This is a genomic window from Pseudomonas sp. SM4, assembly GCF_051913165.1.
Lineage (GTDB): Bacteria > Pseudomonadota > Gammaproteobacteria > Pseudomonadales > Pseudomonadaceae > Aquipseudomonas.
On sequence record NZ_JBODOE010000005.1, the window covers coordinates 47,326 to 65,478 of the forward strand.

Sequence of the window (18,153 nt, forward strand, 5' to 3'; positions counted from 1 at the left end):
GCTGTGACAGTTGCTGGCAGAGGGTTTTTTCTGCAGCGACTAGGCTTTTGAGTGCCAGCCCCCGGGAGGGGCTGGCATTTTTGTTTGTTGGCTGTTTCAAGGAGCTTGGATCATGGATGATCTGGTGAAAGATGTTATTCCGCTGTTGCAGTATTTGATTCCCGGGTTTTTATCGACGTGGATTTTTTATGCCCTGACAGCGTTCAAGCGACCTGACACATTCGGTCAGATCGTGCAGGCGCTGATCTTCACATTTGTGATTCAGGGTGCCGTAATGGGGATGTCCACTCTGTGTTTTTGGGTAGGTGCAAAAGGGTTTTCCATAGGGCAATGGGATGCGAAGTCAGAAACGCTGTGCGCATTTATGGTGTCCGGTTCGCTTGGATTGTTGTCTTGTTATCTGGCTACGAATGATCGGTTGCATAGCTGGTTGCGCCGTCGAAATGTCACGAAACAATCTTCCTATCCGAGCGAATGGTTCAGTTTTTTCGCCCAGCACCATCGACTCATCACGCTTCATTTGAACGACGAAAGACGCGTTTTTGGCTGGCCTGTCGAGTGGCCTCCGGAATCCACAAGTGGTCAGTTCGTGATGCAAAATCCACGCTGGTTGAATGCTGACGGGACAGAGACGGCTTTTGGCGCCGAGTATTTGTTGATAGATTCCGGGAACGTCAAATGGGTTGAATTCAGTCCGACATAAGAGGGTTCATCATGACCGCTAGAGCACCGCAACCGATGCCACCGAATGTGGCGCGCCGATTCACAGGGCCTGACGGGAAACCAGTGGCGAATCCACAGCCCAGAGCACCGAGCGCGCCACCCCCACTGAAGAACTAGCGCCTTTCAGCCCCAACCTTCCTTCACCGCCCGGCGAATCGCCTCCAGCAACATCGCGAATGCCGGGTTGTCGTTGTTCTCCCGCCAGATCAGGTGCAATTCGCTCTGCACCCCTTCACCCAGATCGATCTCGCGAAACACCACATTCCGGAACACCACACTGGTGGCGCAGCGCGGCACCAGCGCCAGGCCCATGCCGGCGTTGACCAGCGCCAGAATCGTCAGCGACGACCCCAGCCACTGCACATAATCCGGCGCGACCCGGGCTGAGCGCAGCATGCCGGTCAGCAGTTCGTTGAATGGCGGATAGGCAGCGTGGGAGTACATCAGGAACGGCTGTTTATCCAGATCACCGACTGATACTTCAAGCGCAGTCGCCAGTTGATGATTGCTCGGCACTGCCAGCACAAACGGTTCACGCACCAGGCATTCGGTGGCGTAGCCCGGCTCCAGCAACGGAGCGCGGGCGATGCCCAGATCGATGCGTCGCGCGCGCAGTGCTTCGTGCTGCTGGTAGGTGTTCATCTCCGAGAGATCGATTTTCACCTGCGGCTGTTTCAGCCGGGCTTCGGCGATGACCTTGGGCAAAAATTCATACACCGCGCTGCCGACAAAGCTGATGTTCACCGAACCGATATCGCCCTCGGCAAACCGTCGGGCGGTGACGGCGGCTTGCTGGGCGCGCTCGAGCAGGTTCTGTGCTTCGATGAAGAAAGCCCGGCCTGCCGCCGTGAGCGCGACGCTGCGCGTGCTGCGGGTAAACAGTTCGACGCCGAGGTGATGTTCCAGCAACTGGATCTGCCGGCTCAGCGGTGGCTGGGTCATGTTCAGTCGCTCGGCGGCGCGGCGAAAGTTCAGTTCCGTGGCGACGGTGGTGAAGCAGCGTAGTTGGGTGAGTTCGAACATTGATCTAATCCAGGTATCAATCGAATGCCAAGTTAGATTAGACGGGATCAATGATCGCCGTCCATGATCGACTCCATCGCTTCACGCCATCCCTAAAAAAACAAGATCGGGAGTCGCCTCTTGAAAACCCTGCAGAGTTCGCCGGATGTCACGGTACTCGCCCGTGCCGCCGCCAAGGTCAAGCGCCATGTGCTGCCGCTGTTCGTGGTGATGTTCATCGTCAACTACATCGATCGGGTCAATATCGGTTTCGTGCGCAGCCACCTGGAAACCGATCTGGGCATCGGCGCTGCGGCCTATGGGCTTGGCGCCGGGCTGTTTTTCGTGGGCTACGCACTGTTCGAAGTGCCGTCCAACATGCTGCTGCAACGCTACGGCGCGCGGGTCTGGCTGACGCGGATCATGTTCACCTGGGGCGCCGCCGCCATGGCCATGGCGTTCGTCAAAGGTGAAACCAGTTTCTACGTGCTGCGCTTTATTCTCGGCGCGGCGGAGGCGGGGTTCTTTCCGGGGATCATTTATTACTTCACCCAATGGCTGCCGGCCTCTGAGCGCGGCAAGACCATGGCGGTATTTCTCAGTGGTTCGGCGATTGCCTCGGTGATCTCCGGCCCGGTGTCCGGTGCGCTTCTGCACATCAGCGGGCTGGGCCTGCATGGCTGGCAGTGGATGTTCCTGATTGAGGGTGCGGCATCCGTGGTGCTCTGTGGGTTTGTGTGGTTCTGGCTGCAATCGCATCCGCGTCAGGCCAAATGGTTGAGCGAAGAGGAGCGTGAAGCGCTGGTCGCGGCGATTGCCGAAGAGCAGCGAGCCCGTGAGGCGGTGCAAGAGGCCAAGCCGTCGATGTTCAAACTGTTGGCGGATCGGCAGATCGCGCTGTTCTGTTTCATCTATTTCTCCATCGCCCTGACCATTTACGGCGCGACGTTCTGGCTGCCGAGCATGATCAAGAAGATGGGCAACCTCGGCGACTTTCAGGTCGGCCTGCTCAACTCGATCCCGTGGATTATCTCGATTGTCGCCATGTACGGCTTCGCGGCGATGGCCGGCAAGTGGAAGTTTCAGCAAGCCTGGGTCGCCCTGACGCTGGTGATCGCGGCGATCGGCATGTTCATGTCGACCACCGGCGGGCCGATCTTCGCCTTCGTCGCGATCTGTTTCGCGGCCATCGGTTTCAAGGCAGCGTCGGCGCTGTTCTGGCCGATTCCGCAAAGTTATCTGGATGCGCGCATCGCCGCTGCGGTGATCGCATTGATCAACTCGATCGGCAACCTCGGCGGCTTCGTGGCGCCCACCGCGTTCGGCTTTCTCGAGCAAACCACCGGCTCCATCGAGGGCGGTCTGTATGGCCTGGCCGCGACGTCGCTGATCGCCGCCGTGGTGATCTTTTTTGCCCGCACGGCGCCCGGCGCAAAAGGTAAAAACCTTGCAAAGCCGCATGACGGGGCCGCCGTTGTCGTGACGGCCAGCCCGGCCGCGAGCCATTGAATTGATTGTTGATCTGTCAGGAGCGTTACCTTGAAAATCACCCGCGTAACCGTGACCCCGATTGCCTTCCGTGATCCGCCGTTGCTCAACGCCAGCGGCATCCACGAACCCTTCGCCCTGCGTTCGATCATCGAGATCGAAAGCGACAACGGCTACATCGGCCTCGGCGAAAGCTACGGCGACGCCCCGGCGCTGGCGATCCAGCAGCAGTTGCAGTCGCAGCTGATCGGCCTCGATCCATTCAACCTCAACCAGTTGCGCGCCATCGTGCAGGCCACCGTCGCGGCCAACAAACCGGCCAGTGTTGCCGGTGCCGAGTTGGCACCCGGTTCCCACGCGAGCAAAGCGGTGAGCAACGCCTATTCGGCGTTCGAAGTGGCCTTTCTCGATTTGCAGGCGCATTACCTGAACGTGCCATTGGTGGACCTGCTCGGCGGCGCCATACGCGATGAGGTGCCGTTCAGTGCCTATCTGTTCTTCAAGTACGCACAGCACGTCGATTCGCCGTACAAACCGGATAACTGGGGCGAAGCGCTCAGCGAGCAGCAAATCGTTGCGCAGGCTGCACGGATGATCGAGTCGTACGGTTTCAAAAGCATCAAGCTCAAGGCCGGTACATTGCCGCCGGAGCATGAAGTGGCGTGCATCAAGGCCTTGAAAAAAGCCTTTCCCGGTTATCCGTTGCGCATCGATCCGAACGGCAACTGGTCACTGGCAACCTCTATTCGCATGGCCGAGTTGCTCGGTGATGATCTGCAGTATTACGAAGACCCGACCCCGGGCCTCGACGGCATGGCCGAATTGCACAAGCGCACGGGCCTGCCGCTGGCGACCAATATGGTGGTCACCGATTTCGAAGAGTTCCGCAGAAGTGTCGCGCAGAACAGCGTGCAGATCGTCCTCGCCGACCATCATTACTGGGGCGGCCTGCGCGACACGCAGACGCTGGCGAAGATGTGCGATGTGTTCGGCGTTGGCGTGTCGATGCATTCCAATTCGCACCTGGGCATCAGCCTGATGGCGATGGCGCATGTGGCGGCGGCCGTGCCGAATCTGGATTACGCCTGCGACACGCATTACCCGTGGCAGGAGCCGGATGAAGAAGTGATCAAGGGCGGCAAGCTGCCGATTGTCGACGGCTGCGTGAAGATCACGCGAGCGCCGGGGCTTGGGCTGGAACTGGATCACGAGCAGTTGGGCAAGCTGCATGATCAGTACCTGACGTGCGGGATTCGTCAGCGTGACGATGTGCGGCAGATGCAACGCTATAAGCCGGACTGGAAGGCGGTCAAACCGAGGTTTTGAGGTGTCTGAATTGACGGCATCGCGAGCAGGCTCACTCCTACAGGGAAGCGTATTCCAACTGTAGGAGTGAGCCTGCTCGCGATTGGCGTCCTCTCGGCTACAACGTTTCTACCAGCCAATCCCGAAACGCTTTCAGCGATGGCAGATTTTCATTGCGCGGCGGATACACCAGGTAATAGCTGCGTCGGCTGGTAATCGCTTCCCCGAGTTGCAGCAGATCACCATTCAATAACTCATCCTCCACCAAAATCCGCGGCACCAACCCCACCCCGATATTCGCCCGCACTGCCTGAATCAAGTGCGAGGTCATCTCAAAACTCGGGCCGATGCGCATGCTGCGGTGGGCCAGGCCGTGATGACTGAACCATTCCGCCCATGCCTGCGCATTGCTGCTGACGTTGAGCAGCAGTTGCCCGGCGATCCGCTGTTCGGCGTCATCACGCTCGGCAGCCGAGAGCTGCGCGCTGGCGATCACCACCAGCTCTTCGGTGTGCAGGGGCAGGGCGGTCAGCCCCGGCCATTCTCCGCTGCCGACGCAAATCGCCGCATCGATTTCGCTGGTATCAAAGTCGATCGCTTCGATACGCGAATGCAAGTGCACCGTCATGCCTGGGTGGGCGTTGTAGAAATCCTTGAGTCGCGGCAGCAGCCACTTCGAACCGAAGGTCGGCAGCGTCGCCAGGCGCAAACTGTGAACGCCGGAACCAAACGCCATCGCCTGCAATGTCGCGCTGCGAATTTGCCCCAACGCCTCTGCCAGCTCGCGCTGATACATGCGCCCGACGTCGGTGAGCACCACTTGCCGGCCTTCACGAGTGAACAAGCGCATGCCGAGCATTTTCTCGAGAATCTGCACTTGCCGGCTGACCGCGCTTTGCGTCAGCGACAGTTCATGCGCCGCGCGGGTGTAGCTTTCATGGCGTGCGGCAGCCTCGAACGCCAGCAATAACGACATCGACGGTGTGAGCGTGCGCGGATTCATTCGTAAAAGTCATCAATAGCGGGTCGAATTTACGGTTGTCCCAAGGTCGTTCAGCAATGAACATGGGCACCATTAGATGGCGCAGCCTGACGCAATCATTCGTTGCGTACAACTGTTCAGCGCCACATAGCCCGATGTTGACCGAGATTTCCTGACCGATGATTGCCCAGCTGTCCCCCGCCAAAGCCCTGGCCGCCGATTACCAACAGTTCCTGAATGCGCTGAAGAACAGCGGTTTTCGCGGTGAAATCAGCGCCGATTACGCCAGCCGCGTGGTGCTTGCGACCGACAACTCGATCTATCAGCGCTTGCCGCAAGCGGCGGTGTTTCCGATGGACGCCGATGACGTCGCGCGGGTGGCGCGACTGATCGCCGAGCCGGCCTATCAACACGTGGTGATCACCCCACGCGGCGGCGGCACCGGTACCAACGGCCAATCGTTGACCGATGGCATCGTCGTCGACCTGTCGCGGCACATGAACCGCATTCTCGAAATCAACGTCGAGGAGCGCTGGGTGCGCGTGCAGGCCGGGGTGGTCAAGGATCAGCTCAACGCCGCACTGAAATCTGCCGGGCTGTTCTTCGCCCCTGAGCTGTCGACCTCCAACCGCGCCACCGTCGGCGGCATGATCAACACCGATGCCAGCGGGCAGGGCAGTTGCACCTACGGCAAGACCCGCGACCATGTGCTTGAACTCGACATGGTCTTGCGCGGTGGCGAGCGTTTGCACGGTCAGCCGCTGGAAGAGCGCGAACTGCAAGCGCTCTGCGCCCGCACAGATCGCGTCGGCGAAGTCTATCGCTGTGCGCGGCAGATCATTGATGAGCAGGGTGAGCTGATCAAAGAACGCTTCCCCGATCTCAATCGTTGCCTGACCGGTTATGACCTCGCGCACTTGCGTGAAGCGGACAACCGTTTCAACCTCAACAGCGTGCTGTGCGGCGCCGAAGGCTCGCTGGGTTTCGTGGTCGAGGCACGCCTGAATGTGCTGCCGATCCCCACGCATACGATGCTGGTGAACATCCGCTACGCCGGATTCATGGACGCCTTGCGTGATGCGCGGGCGTTGATGGCGCTCAAGCCGTTATCGATCGAAACCGTCGACTCGAAAGTCTTGCTGCTGGCGATGCAGGACATCGTCTGGCACGGTGTCGCCGAATACTTCCCGGCGAGTGCCGAGCGGCCGACTCTGGGCATCAATCTGGTCGAGTTCTGTGGTGACGATCCGGAAGAGTTGCAACGGCGGGTCGAGGCGTTTGTCGAGCACTTGAGCAGCGACCGCACGGTCGAGCGTCTGGGCCACACACTGGCGGTCGGTCACGCGGCGGTAAACAAGGTCTACGGCATGCGCAAACGGGCGGTGGGCTTGCTCGGCAACGTCGCCGGTGAAGCGCGGCCGCAGCCGTTTGTCGAAGACACGGCGGTGCCGCCGCAGCATCTGGCCGAGTACATCGCCGAATTGCGCGACCTGCTCGACAGCCACGGTTTGCAGTACGGCATGTTCGGTCACGTCGATGCGGGCGTGCTGCACGTGCGGCCGATTCTCGACATGAAAGACCCGCAGCAAGCCGCGCTGGTGCGTCCGGTGTCCGATGGCGTCGCGGCGCTGACCCAGCGTTACGGCGGTCTGCTGTGGGGCGAGCACGGCAAAGGTCTGCGTTCGGAATACGCGCCGGCATTTTTCGGTGAACTCTATCCGGCGCTGCAAGCACTGAAAGCGGCGTTCGACCCGTTCAACCAGTTCAACCCCGGCAAGATCGCCACCCCAGCCAACACCGATGCGGCGTTGCTGAAGATCGACGAAGTGACCCTGCGCGGTGAACTCGATCGGCAGATCGACGAAAAGGTCTGGCAGGACTACGGCGCGGCCATGCACTGCAACGGCAACGGCGCCTGCTACAACTTCGACCCGGATGATGCGATGTGCCCGTCATGGAAGGCCACCCGCGAGCGTTCGCAGTCGCCGAAGGGGCGCGCGTCGTTGATCCGCGAGTGGCTGCGTTTGCAGGGCGAGGCGGGCGTCGATGTGTTGTCTGATGCCATGCGCAAACCGGCGTTTTTCAGCACGCTGTGGCAGCGCTGGCGCAACACGCGTCAGCAGTCCGAAGATTTCTCTCATGAGGTTTACGACGCCATGGCCGGTTGCCTGGCGTGCAAGTCCTGCGCGGGGCAGTGCCCGGTGAAGGTCAATGTGCCGGAGTTTCGTTCGCGCTTTCTTGAGCTGTATCACAGCCGCTATCTGCGTCCGGCGCGGGATTATCTGATCGCCTCGCTGGAGTACAGCATTCCGTACATGGCGCGAATTGCGGCGCTGTACAACGGCATGATGGGCGCTGCGTGGGTGCGTGGTCTGCTGGAGCGTGTCGGCGGCATGGTCGATGTGCCGTTGCTCAGTCGTTTTGATTTTCATGCCGCCATGCGTCGCTGGCAGGTGCAACCGGCCACGGTCTCGACCTTGTCCGCACTGACCGAGGCGCAACGTGAACGCAGTGTGGTGATCGTCCAGGACGCGTTCACGCGTTACTTCGAAGCACCGCTGCTGGCCGACCTGGTCGAGCTGATTTCGCGTCTTGGTTATCAGGTTTATCTGGCACCGTTCAGCGCCAATGGCAAGCCGTTGCACGTGCAGGGTTTCCTGTCGGCGTTCAATCGCGCGGCGTTGCGCAATGCGCGGCAGTTGCGTGAACTGGCGGATGTTGGCGTGCCGCTGCTGGGCCTTGATCCGGCCATGACCCTGGTCTATCGCCAGGAATATTTGAAAGTACCCGGCATGCAACAATGCCCGGACGTGGCGCTGGTGCAGGAATGGCTGCTCAAGGTCATGCCGGAGCAAGCGCCTCAGGATCATCGCGAAGAATTTCGACTGCTCGCCCACTGCACCGAAAAAACCAACGCACCGGCCGCGACCCGCCAGTGGGAGCAGGTGTTCGAGCGTGCCGGTTTGCAACTGGCGACGCAGGCCACGGGGTGCTGCGGCATGTCCGGCACCTATGGCCACGAGGCGCGCAACCGTGAAACCTCAGCGGTGATTTACCAGCAGTCGTGGGCGCGTCAGGTCGATGCGCCGGCAGAGAAGGGCGAAGCACTGGCCACCGGTTATTCTTGCCGCAGCCAGGTCAAACGCCAGTCGGATCAGGCACTGCGCCACCCGTTGCAGGTGCTGCTTGAGGTTCAACGTCGCTGAGGTCGTTGCCCGTGTCCTTGTCCCAGATCAGGCGCGGATCAAAGCTCATCGCCGCAAGCATGGTGAACACCACGACCAGGCCAAAAAACAGAATGCCCGGTCGTGGCTCGATATCGCCCAGCGCCTGGAATTTCACCAGCGCCGCGACCAGCGCCACCACCAGCACGTCGAGCATTGACCAATAGCCGATCAGCTCGACGAAGCGGTACAGTTTCGAACGCTCTTTGCGCGCCCAGGCGCTGTCGCGTTGCACGGTGGTCAGCAGCAGGGTCAGGGCAACAAACTTGATCCCCGGCACGGCAATACTGGCGATGAAGATGATCAGCGCAATGTCCCACGCCCCAGCCTCCCAGAACTCCAGCACGCCGCTCATGATCGTGCTGTCGGCGCCGCTGCCGAGCATGGTGGTGTTCATCACTGGCAAGAGATTGGCCGGCACGTAAAATGCCAGCGCGGCGAGCATGTAGGCCCAGGTGCGCGTCAGCGAATTGGTCTTGCGCCGATGCAGCGGCGCGTCGCAGCGCGGACATTCATGCGGCTCGTCGGTCATGTCGCAAGCCAGCCCGCAGCTGTGACACAGGCACAGATTGAGTTCGCTGGCGGTCGGTGGTCGCTTCATAGAATGTCCCAGAGGTCACGGATGTCGCGACCGGCAATGCGGATCATCATCAGGCTCAGTACCGCCAGCGCGAACAGGCCGATGCCGGGCAACACGTCGAGCAAGCCGGCGAGTTTGAACACCGCGACCATGGCGCCGAGCAAACACACTTCGAGCATGCTCCAAGGGCGCAGGGTTTCCAGCCAGCGCATGCACAGCTTGAACCCCGGCGCACGCTGTCCGCCGAGGGCGAAGCCCAGCACCCAGATCAGCAGCACCAGTTGGAAGGCCGGCGCGATGATGATCGAGATCGCGGCGACCATTGCAATGAAGGTGATCGGCCCCTGACTCAGCGCCAGCACCGAGTCCCACAGCGTCGCGCTGTTTTTCAGGCCTTTCATGCTGATGCTCATCACCGGGTAGAAGTTGGCAAACAGCCACAGCACCGCCGCCGTGAACGTCAGCGCGAGCCGCTGCTCAACGCTCAAACCATTGAAGCGCTGAAGCACGCCACCGCAGCGTACGCACGAGGTTTTCTGGTGTTTGCCGAGCACGGCTTTTTCATACACGCAGTCGCAGTGCTCGCAGATGATCAGGTGTTCGGTGTTGACCATGGACAACGCTCGACAGCAAAGACCTGATCACTATAGACGCTCCCCCGTAGGAGCTGCCGCAGGCTGCGATCTTTTGATGTTGTTTTTTAAAAGGCAAGATCAACAGATCGCAGCCTGCGGCAGCTCCTACAGGGGCAATGGTTTGCGTGCGGGATTCGCTGACCACGTCTGCAAACACACACCCCAACCCCAACAGGTCTGGCGAATGAGTGTCTGGTTCAAGGTTATGCTTCGGCGTTCCAGTGAACATCTGTTTTGACTGACGCCACGCCTTCGCGCATCCAACCCTGTAGGAGCTGCCGCAGGCTGCGATCTTTTGATGTTGTTTTTAAGACAAGATCAACAGATCGCAGCCTTCGGCAGCTCCTACATGGCGTCGGATCGGTTATTTGCGGTCGAGCCATACGGTTTGGGCGTTGCAGAATTCGCGGACGCCGAAGTGCGACAGTTCGCGGCCGAAACCGCTTTTCTTCACGCCGCCGAAGGTTACGCGCGGGTCGCTGGCGGAGTAGCCGTTGATGAACACGCCGCCGGTTTCCAGTTCGCTGGTCAGTTGCTGGGCCAGTTGCACGTTGGCGGTGTAGATCGTTGCGGTCAGGCCGAACTCGCTGTCGTTGGCCAGCGCTACTGCATGGGCGCAATCGCGGGCGGTAATGATCGAGGCGACCGGGCCGAACAGTTCCTGTTTGAACGAGGTCATGCGGTCGGTGACATCGGCCAGCACGGTTGGCTCGTAGTAGTTGCCGGCGCCTGCGGTTTTGCCGCCACCGAGCAACAGCGTCGCGCCTTCTTCAAGGGTGTCGCGCACTTGCTGATCGAGTTCATCACGCAGATCGAAACGCGCCATCGGGCCGATGTAAGTGTCGGCGGCCAATGGGTCGCCCACTTTCAGCTTGCGCGTGGCTTCGACGAATTTGCGGGTGAACTCTTCAACCACGCCTTCTTCGATGATCAGACGCTTGGCCGCTGCGCAGACCTGGCCGGAGTTCTGATAGCGGCCGATGACTGCTGCCTGCACGGCTTCGTCGATATCAGCATCGTTGAGCACGATGAACGGGTCGGAGCCGCCCAATTCAAGCACGCATTTCTTCAGCGCAGCACCGGCCTGAGCGCCGATCGCCATGCCGGCACGGACGCTACCGGTCAGGGTCACCGCAGCAATGCGCGGGTCGGCAATGGCGGTCGAAACGCCTTCCGGGGTGACGTTGATCACTTCAAACACGCCGTCAGCAAAACCGGCACGGGTGAAGGCGTCGCGCAGCAGATAAGCGCTGCCCATCACGTTCGGCGCATGCTTGAGCACGTAAGTGTTGCCGGCGATCAGCGCAGGAACGGCGCCGCGCAGCACTTGCCAGATCGGGAAGTTCCACGGCATCACGGCAAGGATCGGGCCGAGCGGACGGTACTCGATGCGTGCCTTGCCGCCTTCAACCTGAGTCGGCTCCGCGTCGAGCATGGCCGGGCCGTTTTCGGCGTACCACTCGCACAGCTTGGCGCATTTCTCGATTTCGCCACGGGCCTGAGCGATCGGCTTGCCCATTTCTTGGGTGATCATGGTTGCCATGGCTTCAGCGGTGTCACGCAGCGCGCCAGCAAGGGCGGTGAGCAAACGCGAGCGATCCTTCAGTGGCTTGCGTTTCCATTTGCCGAAGCCGTAAGCCGCGCGGGTCAGCGCGGCGTCGAGTGCGGCGGCGGATTCAAAGGCGTAGTGGCCGATCTGCTCGCCGGTGGCGGGGTTGATCGAGATGGCGTGGGTCTGGCTGGAAATCTGGCTCATGGTCTCGTCCTGCATGTTCGTCGGATGAGCCTAGAGTAGGGTGGTGTTTGTTTTCTGGAAACTGAATAATAAAGATCGTTTCTTTCACGATTGGAGAATGACTGTGGATCTGGTGCAGCTGGAAATCTTCAAAGCCGTTGCCGAACACGGCAGCATCAGCGCCGCCGCCGCGCAGATCCACCGCGTGCCGTCGAACCTGACCACGCGGATCAAGCAGCTTGAGCAGGATCTGGGTGTCGATCTGTTCATTCGCGAGAAAAGTCGTCTGCGCCTGTCGCCGGCCGGATGGAGTTTTCTCGAATACGCGCGGCGCATTCTCGACCTGGTGCAAGAGGCCCGCGCCACCGTGGCGGGCGAAGAACCGCAGGGCGCGTTTCCTTTGGGTTCACTGGAAAGTACAGCAGCGGTGCGCATCCCCGAACTGCTCGCGGCGTATAACCAACTTCATCCGAAAGTTGATCTGGACCTGTCCACCGGGCCCTCGGGGACGATGATCGACGGCGTGCTCTCCGGGCGTCTCGCGGCAGCATTCGTCGACGGCCCGGTGCTGCATCCGACGCTGGAAGGCGTACCGGCCTTCGAAGAAGAAATGGTCATCATCGCGCCACTCAATCACGCCCCGGTAAAGCGTGCAGCGGATGTGAATGGCGAGAATATTTACGCCTTCCGCTCCAACTGCTCCTACCGTCATCACTTCGAAAAATGGTTCAGCACCGATGCCGCCGTGCCGGGCAAGATTTTCGAAATGGAGTCCTACCACGGCATGCTCGCGTGTGTCAGTGCAGGTGCTGGGCTGGCGCTGATGCCGCGCAAAATGCTGCAAAGCATGCCCGGTAGTGCGACGGTCAGCGTCTGGCCGCTGGCGAAGGATTTCCGCTATCTGACCACGTGGCTTGTTTGGCGACGGGGCACGGTGTCGCGCAGTTTGAGCATGTTCGTGCGGTTGCTTGAAGAGCGCGGGGTGGTGCGCGCGGAAGAGTGACTGCAGCTCTGAACCGCTGAAACCTCTAATCCCGAGAATCCGGGATCAGCGGTTTTTGGCGTTATGGCGTGCCGTTTCGGCCGTACAGGCGATAGCCCTCGCGTTGGTTCAGGCGTTCGTAATAGGCGCTGACGGCGGGCAAGTGCGGATGCTTGAGCGGTGTTTCGAACCAGCGGTTAACCGAGAGTCCGATCGGGATGTCCGCCAGTGAAAACTCGTTGCCGCTGACGTAAGCACCGGTAGATTCCAGCTGTCGATTCAGAATCTCCATGTTCTTCGACCATTGCTCGATCCCGACCGCCAGCGCAGTGCCGTCCTGATAATCAGGTGACTTGCGCACCAGCGACATCAGCGGATACGACCACGAGCGATTCAGTTCCGAAGCCTGCCAGTCAATCCACTGATCGACCCGCGCCCGGGCCATCGGCTCAGTCGGATACAGCTGCGCGCCACCATAGCGCGAGGCCAGATAACGAATGATCGTATTCGATTCCCACAACGTGAAATCGCCGTCCTGAATCACTGGCACCATGGCGCAGGGATTGAGCGCGAGGAACTCCGGCGTATGCGTCGTTTTGAACCCTGAACCCCAATCCTCCCGGTCGAACGGAAGCTGCAATTCGGCGCAGGTCCACAGCACCTTACGTACATTGATCGATGAGGCTTTGCCAAGTATTCGCAGCATCGGATGTCCTTTCCATCAGGTCGTCGGACGTAAAGAAATACCACACCGATACGAAGAAGGCCCGCACATGGCGGGCCTTCTTTTTTCATCCAATCAAATTACAGACTGCTCGCCAACTTCCCGCCCATCATCCTCCGACGATAGGACGTATCCCGATTCGCCAGCCAGAAGTACAGCGGCGACGTCACCAACAAGCCCACCAGCCACGACAGATCCGCGCCGTTGATGTGCGCCGACACCGGGCCGACGTACAGCGGCGTGTTCATGAACGGGATCTGCACGGCGATGCCGATCGCGTAGGCCAGCAAGGCCTGCGGGTTGTAGCGGCCGTAGATGCCGCCATCGACCTGGAAGATCGACTGGATGTCGTATTGGCCTTTGTGGATCGCGTAGAAGTCGATCAGGTTGATCGCCGTCCACGGCACAAGCACCACCAGCAGCACCAGAACCATGTCGACGAAGTGACCGATAAAGTCTTTAGAGGCGCCGACAGCGGCGAAGCAGCAGGCCAGCAACACGATGATCGAGATCACTGCGCGGCTCTTGGCGGTCGGGATCCAGCGGTAGGCGAAGGTCTGCACCAGAGTGATCAGCGACAGCACCGCGCCGTAAAGATTGAGGGCGTTGTGGCTGATCACGCTGAGCAGGAACAGCACCAGCATCAGTGGGCCAATCGAGCCAGTGGCCATTTTCACCGCGTCCATGGTGTCCATGCCAACCGGTGTGGCAAGCACGGCAACGGCACCGAAGATGAACGCCAGGCTTGAACCGAGCGCCGAACCCAGGTACGTCGTCCAGAACGTCGAGGAGACTTTGACGTCGGCCGGCAGGTAACGCGAATAGTCGGACACGTACGGCGCGAACGCGATCTGCCACAACGCGGCCAGCGACACGGTGGCCAGCCAGCCGGAGAGGTTGAAGCTGCCGCGGGTAAGGAAGTCATCGGTCTGGATGTGGGTGAAGATGTAGCCGAATCCCACAACGATGCCGATGCCCAGCACCCAGGTGCCGATGCGGTTGAGCACATGGATGAAGCGGTAGCCGATGATGCCGATGATCCCCGAACCCACGGCGCCGATGACAATGCCGACCGGCACTGGAACGCTGTCGACCACGCCGTGCAACGACTTGCCGGCAAGGACGATGTTGGAGGCAAAGAAACCGATGTACATGACGCCGGCAATCAACACCACCAGCAGCGCACCTAGGGAGCCGAACTGGGCGCGGCTCTGAATCATCTGCGGAATGCCCATCTGCGGGCCTTGCGCCGAGTGCAGCGCCATCAGCACGCCGCCGACCAGATGGCCGACGAGAATCGCGACGATGCCCCAGACCAGATTCAAGTGAAACAACTGCACGCCCAGCGCACCGGTGACGATGGGCAACGGCGCGATGTTACCGCCGAACCAGAGCGTGAACAGATCCCTGACCTTTCCGTGGCGATCTTCGGGGGGCACGTATCCTATCGTGTGTTTTTCAATCAGCGGAGCGGAGGATGCTGCAGGGGTAGCCATGACGAACTCCAAGGCAAGGATGAGTACGTGGACGTACTTCGGCAAGCGCCGGCACGGGCGGCGCAATTCTTGTTGAAGCGATCATGGGTAAAGCGTCGGGATAGATAAATTAGTAAGTTTGTTGCTACAGACGTTAAAAAAAATATGCTCTGGGGGAGGCGGTGCTCCGGTATGTTCGCCTCCAGTAGTCAGTGACCCTTTGTGATGATGGATTTACCTGCAAGCAGAGACTTATCTGCAATGAGGGTCCTGTGGTGAGGGGATTTATCCCCGATGGGCTGCGCAGCGGCCCCTCTTTTGACTTTAAAAACAGGGGCCGCTTCGCGCCCCATCGGGGATAAACCCCCTCGCCACAGCGTTCCTTTGATTTTCTGGAGATTCCCATGGCCGCCTATAACCTGCGCCAGCTCAAATACTTCGTCACCACCGCCGATTGCGGCAGCGTCGCCGAAGCCTCGCGCAAGCTGTACATCGCGCAGCCGTCGGTCTCCACCGCGATCAAGCATCTGGAAGAAAGCTTCGGCGTGCAGCTGTTCATCCGCCACCACGCCCAGGGCGTTTCGCTGACGCCGAGCGGCTCACGCTTCTACCGCAAGGCGCTGGAGCTGTTGCGCGTTGCCCACGAATTCGAACAAAACGCTTTGGCCGACAACGACGTGGTGTCCGGGCAGATCGATATCGGCTGTTTCGAAACTGTCGCGCCGCTGTATCTGCCGCGCCTGATCGCCGGCTTCAAAAAGCGCTGGCCCGGCGTGGAAATCCGCATCCGCGACGGCGAACAACAGGAATTGGTGCAAGCCCTGACCGCTGGCAGCATCGACGTCGCGATGATGTTCGAACACGACCTCGACAGCACCATCGAAACCACGCCACTGATGCCACCGCAGCAGCCGTACGCCTTGCTTCCTGCCAATCATCGCTTCGCGCAACAGGCCAAGGTCTCGCTGCATGATCTGGTGCTGGAACCAATGATCCTGCTCGACGTGGTGCCGAGCCGCACCTACTTCGTGAGCATCTTCGAAGAGCGCGGACTGACGCCGAATATCGTCTTCAGCTCACCGTCGATCGAGATGGTGCGCGGCATGGTCGGCAACGGTTTCGGCTTTTCGATTCTGGTGACCAAACCGTTCAGCGACTACACCTACGACGGCCAGCAAGTCGTCTGTGTGCCGTTGGCGGAAACGGTGACCGGTTCGGGCTTGTCGGCGGCGTGGTTGCGACGCGTGCAACTGACCAAACCGGTGCAGTTGTTTGTCGACCATTGCCGTGAGGAATTGGCCCGACTGTACGCTTGAGCGCAGTCGAGCCGGGTTTCAATCGCGGATATACGCCAGCACACGTTGGAGCATGTCATCGCAAGCACTCAGTTGATCGAGGCTGACAAACTCATCGGGTTTGTGGCCCTGATCCATGCTGCCGGGGCCGCAGACCACGGTGGCAATGCCCATGGCGTCGAACAGTCCGCCCTCAGTACCGAACGCCACCGTGCCGAATTCCGTTGAGCCGCAGAACGCCGCAATCAACTCGGCAGCCTGACTCTGCGCATCGGTGACCAGCCCTGGATAGGCCGACAACTCGCTGAAACGAATTTCACTCTGCGCACTGACCGCACGCATGCGCGGCAGTACTTCACGCTCGGCATAGCGCTTCAATGCTTCGGCGACCAAGGCTGGATCCTGCGAGGGCAGGGCGCGGATTTCGAAATCGAAACGGCAATCGGCCGGCACGATGTTCAGCGCTTTACCGCCGCTGATCACACCGGTTTGCACGGTGCTGTAAGGCGGATCGAAACGCTTGTCGTGATGCTCCGGCGCTTTCAGTTGCTGGCCGAGGCGCCCCAGCTCGCCGATCAGTTCGGCGGCGTACTCGATGGCGTTGACCCCAAGCGGGGCGTAGGCCGAATGGCACGGATGGCCGTGCACATCGCAGCGCATCGCCAGTTTGCCTTTGTGCCCGAGCACCGGTTTCAGTTCGGTCGGCTCGCCGATGATGCACAGCAGCGGTTTGACCGGACGTTGCTGCAGAACCCTGAGCAGCGAGCGCACGCCGAGGCAGCCGACTTCTTCGTCATACGACAAGGCGATGTGCACCGGGACGCGCAACGACGCCTGCACCAGCGCCGGCACCAAGGCGAGCACGCAGGCGATGTAGCCCTTCATATCCGCCGTGCCTCGGCCAAACAGCTTGCCATCGCGCTCAGTAAGTTCGAACGGTGGCAGCGTCCACGGCTGACCGTCGACCGGCACCACATCGGTGTGCCCGGACAGCACGATGCCCGGTTGATCCACCGGGCCGATCGTGGCGAACAGATTGGCTTTGCTGCGCTCGTCGTTGTAGATCAGCGCGCACGGTACGTCGAAGCCTTCGAGGTAATCGCGGACGAATTCGATCAGTTGCAAGTTGGATTCACGGCTGGTGGTGTCGAAACCCACCAGCGCTCTGAGCAACTCGACGCTGTTCATCGATCATCACCGGCGACGCCGTAACCCGGGGCTTTGGCCGGATCGAGCGCGCGGTCGATGTAGTCCTGCAACTGTGGTTGGTAGGCATCCCAAAGTTTTTGCAACTGACCGATCGGGTTTTCATCGGCCCAGTCGACGCGCAGATTGACGATCGGCCAGGTCTGTTCGCCGACCACCACGACCGCTGCCGAATGCACCGGGCCGGCTTCGCCACCGAGGGCTTGCGCGGCGTGCAGGGCTTTGAGCAGACGGTCGGCGAGTTGGCCTTCGCCGTCTTCAAAGGCGCTGACCATGGCTTCGATGACTGAGCGCCCGGCGAGCATGTTGCCGGCAGCGACGCACTGTTCGCCGGAGACCGCATTGTGCACGCCAAGGGTTTGCGAACCGCTGAAATGCGCGGTCTGGCCCAGATGATTGATCGCGGTGATCTGGCGGTACTGGCTGTAGCCGTTGCGCGTGAGAACTTTGTCCAGCGCGTCGTCCGGGGCCAGGCCTTGCTCCATCAGCGCGAGGACTTCCGGGCCGAGGGAGGGCAGGGTGATGTTCTGGCTCGATACCGCGCCGACGCCCGGCAGCAGCCATGGGCAGCGCGCGCCGACGGCGATGCTGGAGGAACTGATGGCGACACCGAACTGGCCGGTTTCGGCGCAGCGGGCTGCGATTGAAAAGGTCATCTGCTTACTCCTTTCTAGGAAGATGTTGTCCTTGAGGGCCTCATCGCTGGCAAGCCAGCTCCCACAGGTATTGAGGGGGTCACAAAATTTGGAACAACCCAAAACCCTGTGGGAACTGGCTTGCCAGCGATGGCCATAACG

The 18,153-nt window shown here is 60.5% G+C and carries 15 protein-coding genes; 6 read left to right on the forward strand and 9 right to left on the reverse strand.

The features are described from left to right. Window positions 1-112 precede the first annotated feature (112 nt). Window positions 113-703 carry a DUF6338 family protein gene (locus ACQ4MY_RS10980; protein WP_440095074.1) on the forward strand — a complete coding sequence of 197 codons (591 nt, stop codon included), beginning with the start codon at window positions 113-115 and terminating at the stop codon, window positions 701-703. 143 nt (window positions 704-846) lie between these two features. On the opposite strand, the gene ACQ4MY_RS10985 is transcribed toward ACQ4MY_RS10980, so the two are convergent. Then, complete coding sequence (locus ACQ4MY_RS10985; RefSeq protein ID WP_440095076.1) at window positions 847-1,746, reverse strand: LysR family transcriptional regulator; 900 nt, start codon at window positions 1,744-1,746, stop codon at window positions 847-849. A 120-nt stretch (window positions 1,747-1,866) separates the two neighbouring features. On the opposite strand from ACQ4MY_RS10985, the gene ACQ4MY_RS10990 reads away from it, so the two are divergent. Continuing rightward, window positions 1,867-3,234 (forward strand): MFS transporter, encoded by a 1,368-nt coding sequence (locus tag ACQ4MY_RS10990; RefSeq protein ID WP_008085802.1) that lies wholly within the window; start codon window positions 1,867-1,869, stop codon window positions 3,232-3,234. 30 nt (window positions 3,235-3,264) lie between these two features. After that, the gene (locus tag ACQ4MY_RS10995) at window positions 3,265-4,539 is read left to right on the forward strand and encodes a glucarate dehydratase family protein (RefSeq protein WP_440095078.1); all 1,275 of its coding nucleotides are present in this window, start codon (window positions 3,265-3,267) and stop codon (window positions 4,537-4,539) included. Between the two features lie 97 nt (window positions 4,540-4,636). On the opposite strand, the gene ACQ4MY_RS11000 is transcribed toward ACQ4MY_RS10995, so the two are convergent. Next, the gene (locus tag ACQ4MY_RS11000) at window positions 4,637-5,521 is read right to left on the reverse strand and encodes a LysR substrate-binding domain-containing protein (RefSeq protein WP_440095080.1); all 885 of its coding nucleotides are present in this window, start codon (window positions 5,519-5,521) and stop codon (window positions 4,637-4,639) included. A 158-nt stretch (window positions 5,522-5,679) separates the two neighbouring features. Here ACQ4MY_RS11000 and ydiJ point away from each other — a divergent pair, with 158 nt between their 5' ends. Next, window positions 5,680-8,706, forward strand: a complete 3,027-nt coding sequence (gene ydiJ, locus ACQ4MY_RS11005; RefSeq protein ID WP_440095081.1) for a D-2-hydroxyglutarate dehydrogenase YdiJ — start codon at window positions 5,680-5,682, stop codon at window positions 8,704-8,706. Here ydiJ and ACQ4MY_RS11010 read toward each other — a convergent pair. From ACQ4MY_RS11010 to ACQ4MY_RS11020, 3 genes are all read right to left on the reverse strand, one after another. Continuing rightward, window positions 8,639-9,325: a paraquat-inducible protein A gene (locus tag ACQ4MY_RS11010; protein ID WP_158830875.1), complete on the reverse strand. Its 687-nt coding sequence runs from the start codon at window positions 9,323-9,325 to the stop codon at window positions 8,639-8,641. The two genes, ydiJ and ACQ4MY_RS11010, sit on opposite strands and share 68 nt — an antisense overlap. Next, the gene (locus ACQ4MY_RS11015; protein ID WP_440095082.1) at window positions 9,322-9,918 is read right to left on the reverse strand and encodes a paraquat-inducible protein A; all 597 of its coding nucleotides are present in this window, start codon (window positions 9,916-9,918) and stop codon (window positions 9,322-9,324) included. The genes ACQ4MY_RS11010 and ACQ4MY_RS11015 overlap by 4 nt, the downstream gene beginning before the upstream one ends. Window positions 9,919-10,303: 385 nt before the next feature. After that, window positions 10,304-11,695, reverse strand: coding sequence for an aldehyde dehydrogenase family protein (locus tag ACQ4MY_RS11020; RefSeq protein WP_440095083.1), 1,392 nt, complete (start codon window positions 11,693-11,695; stop codon window positions 10,304-10,306). A gap of 103 nt (window positions 11,696-11,798) precedes the next feature. On the opposite strand from ACQ4MY_RS11020, the gene ptrR reads away from it, so the two are divergent. Further along, the gene (gene ptrR, locus ACQ4MY_RS11025) at window positions 11,799-12,677 is read left to right on the forward strand and encodes a putrescine utilization regulator PtrR (protein WP_008086098.1); all 879 of its coding nucleotides are present in this window, start codon (window positions 11,799-11,801) and stop codon (window positions 12,675-12,677) included. Window positions 12,678-12,738: 61 nt separating this feature from the next. Here ptrR and ACQ4MY_RS11030 read toward each other — a convergent pair whose 3' ends face one another. Further along, window positions 12,739-13,362, reverse strand: a complete 624-nt coding sequence (locus ACQ4MY_RS11030) for a glutathione S-transferase family protein (RefSeq protein ID WP_440095085.1) — start codon at window positions 13,360-13,362, stop codon at window positions 12,739-12,741. Between the two features lie 98 nt (window positions 13,363-13,460). Then, entirely contained in the window at window positions 13,461-14,876 is a 1,416-nt protein-coding gene (locus ACQ4MY_RS11035; protein WP_282357007.1) for a purine-cytosine permease family protein, read from the reverse strand. 383 nt (window positions 14,877-15,259) lie between these two features. Here ACQ4MY_RS11035 and ACQ4MY_RS11040 point away from each other — a divergent pair, with 383 nt between their 5' ends. Then, window positions 15,260-16,171, forward strand: a complete 912-nt coding sequence (locus tag ACQ4MY_RS11040) for a LysR family transcriptional regulator (RefSeq protein WP_008086110.1) — start codon at window positions 15,260-15,262, stop codon at window positions 16,169-16,171. Between the two features lie 18 nt (window positions 16,172-16,189). Here ACQ4MY_RS11040 and argE read toward each other — a convergent pair whose 3' ends face one another. Continuing rightward, window positions 16,190-17,338 carry an acetylornithine deacetylase gene (argE, locus tag ACQ4MY_RS11045; protein ID WP_440095086.1) on the reverse strand — a complete coding sequence of 383 codons (1,149 nt, stop codon included), beginning with the start codon at window positions 17,336-17,338 and terminating at the stop codon, window positions 16,190-16,192. Further along, entirely contained in the window at window positions 17,335-18,012 is a 678-nt protein-coding gene (locus ACQ4MY_RS11050) for a DUF1028 domain-containing protein (RefSeq protein WP_008086113.1), read from the reverse strand. The genes argE and ACQ4MY_RS11050 overlap by 4 nt, the downstream gene beginning before the upstream one ends. Between the last annotated feature and the right edge of the window lie 141 nt (window positions 18,013-18,153).

Excerpts from the sequence above, each read along its gene's own strand:
- ACQ4MY_RS10980 (WP_440095074.1), top strand. The coding sequence starts at position 113 with ATGGATGATCTGGTGAAAGATGTTATTCCGCTGTTGCAGTATTTGATT.
- ACQ4MY_RS10985 (WP_440095076.1), bottom strand. The coding sequence starts at position 1,746 with ATGTTCGAACTCACCCAACTACGCTGCTTCACCACCGTCGCCACGGAA.
- ACQ4MY_RS11000 (WP_440095080.1), bottom strand. The coding sequence starts at position 5,521 with ATGAATCCGCGCACGCTCACACCGTCGATGTCGTTATTGCTGGCGTTC.
- ydiJ (WP_440095081.1), top strand. The coding sequence starts at position 5,680 with ATGATTGCCCAGCTGTCCCCCGCCAAAGCCCTGGCCGCCGATTACCAA.
- ACQ4MY_RS11010 (WP_158830875.1), bottom strand. The coding sequence starts at position 9,325 with ATGAAGCGACCACCGACCGCCAGCGAACTCAATCTGTGCCTGTGTCAC.
- ACQ4MY_RS11015 (WP_440095082.1), bottom strand. The coding sequence starts at position 9,918 with ATGGTCAACACCGAACACCTGATCATCTGCGAGCACTGCGACTGCGTG.
- ACQ4MY_RS11020 (WP_440095083.1), bottom strand. The coding sequence starts at position 11,695 with ATGAGCCAGATTTCCAGCCAGACCCACGCCATCTCGATCAACCCCGCC.
- ACQ4MY_RS11030 (WP_440095085.1), bottom strand. The coding sequence starts at position 13,362 with ATGCTGCGAATACTTGGCAAAGCCTCATCGATCAATGTACGTAAGGTG.
- ACQ4MY_RS11035 (WP_282357007.1), bottom strand. The coding sequence starts at position 14,876 with ATGGCTACCCCTGCAGCATCCTCCGCTCCGCTGATTGAAAAACACACG.
- ACQ4MY_RS11040 (WP_008086110.1), top strand. The coding sequence starts at position 15,260 with ATGGCCGCCTATAACCTGCGCCAGCTCAAATACTTCGTCACCACCGCC.
- argE (WP_440095086.1), bottom strand. The coding sequence starts at position 17,338 with ATGAACAGCGTCGAGTTGCTCAGAGCGCTGGTGGGTTTCGACACCACC.
- ACQ4MY_RS11050 (WP_008086113.1), bottom strand. The coding sequence starts at position 18,012 with ATGACCTTTTCAATCGCAGCCCGCTGCGCCGAAACCGGCCAGTTCGGT.